Origin of the sequence: Hyphomonas sp. UBA3601, from assembly GCF_002375605.1 — a bacterium.
GTDB lineage: Bacteria > Pseudomonadota > Alphaproteobacteria > Caulobacterales > Hyphomonadaceae > Hyphomonas.
The window spans coordinates 1-1,357 of the sequence record NZ_DFME01000062.1; the positions used below are offsets into that span (position 1 = coordinate 1).

A 1,357-nucleotide genomic window follows, 5' to 3' on the forward strand; every position below is an offset into this window, starting at 1 on the left:
ATGAACAGGCCGCCAATGATCTTGCGCTTGCGTTCGGGGTCCGAGACGCCTTCCAGCTTGCCGAGGAACAGGTCCGATGCGTCCACATGGACAAGCGGGATATTGTAATGCTCGCGGAACAGGGTCACCACCTGCTCGCTCTCGCCCTGCCGCATCAATCCGTGGTCAACATACACACAGGTCAGCTGGTCACCGATGGCTTCATGGATCAGCACGGCCGCAACCGAGGAATCCACCCCGCCCGACAGGCCACAGATCACCCGGCCCTTGCCGACCTGCTCACGGATCTTCTCGATGGCTTCGGCCCGGTAGGCTGCCATTGTCCAGTCGCCCTTCAGGCCCGCGACGCCATGCGTGAAATTGCGCAGCAATTCACGCCCATGCACCGTGTGCACGACTTCCGGATGGAATTGCGTGCCGTAGAATTTGCGTTCCGGGTCTGAAATGATCGCATAGGGCGCGCCCGGCGATTTCGCGATTACGCCAAAGCCCGGCGCCATCTCGGCAACATGGTCGCCATGGCTCATCCAGACTTGTTCGCTGTCACCCGAATGGAACAGGTCTGACAGGATCGGGTCGTCCACGACCTTCTCGATGAAAGCCCGGCCGAATTCACGGCTCGTGCCGCTTTCTACCTTGCCGCCCAGTTGCTGCATCATGACCTGCTGGCCGTAACAGATGCCAAGCACCGGCACGCCGAGTTCAAAAATCGCATCATCGGCGCGCGGGCTGTCGTCCCATGTCACGCTGGAAGGTCCGCCCGACAGGATCACGGCCTGCGGATCATACTCGCCGAGAAACGCCGCATCGACCTTGTTGAAAGGATGGATTTCACAATAGACGCCGCTCTCGCGCAGGCGTCGTGCGATCAGTTGCGTCACCTGGCTGCCGAAATCGACGATGAGGGCGCGTTCGTGTCTCTGCTCAGTCATGGCGCCCGATAGCCGAGCTTGAGGGATTCGTCCACAGGCTACGGGCGGTTCCCGCGTCACTATTGACGCTGCGACCGAAACTGGACGACGATCAGGTCATGACTGACACGACTTCACTCAGCCAGTTGAAACAGGCTGCCCTCGACCGGGCCCGCGCCGGAGACTGGAACGGAGCCGCCGACACGCTGCACACCGTGCTGGCACAATCCCCGAACGATCTTGGCAGCCTGCTCTTGCTCGGCGATGTCAGCCATTCGGGCGGCAATATCCAGGCCGCCAGTGACGGGTATCGCGCCGCACTCGCCCTCGCCGGCCAGATGCCGAACCTTCCCGCTACGGTTCAGGCCGGCCTGCGGCGCGCCCAGACCCGGCTCGCCGATTATGCCTCGGACTATGCCGCCCGGCTGGACGGTCTGATCCCGCCT

Annotated in this window: 2 protein-coding genes; one reads left to right on the plus strand and one right to left on the minus strand. The window is 62.4% G+C overall.

Features of this window, described 5'->3' with window-relative positions; all coding sequences use genetic code 11:
- Positions 1-932 (minus strand): glutamine-hydrolyzing GMP synthase (gene guaA, locus B4F73_RS06755; RefSeq protein ID WP_290481834.1); only part of this gene is annotated, 932 nt, incomplete at its 3' end.
- Between the two features lie 98 nt (positions 933-1,030).
- Here guaA and B4F73_RS06760 point away from each other — a divergent pair.
- Positions 1,031-1,357, plus strand: a 327-nt coding sequence (locus B4F73_RS06760; protein WP_290482824.1) for a hypothetical protein, incomplete at its 3' end; no start/stop codon positions are given.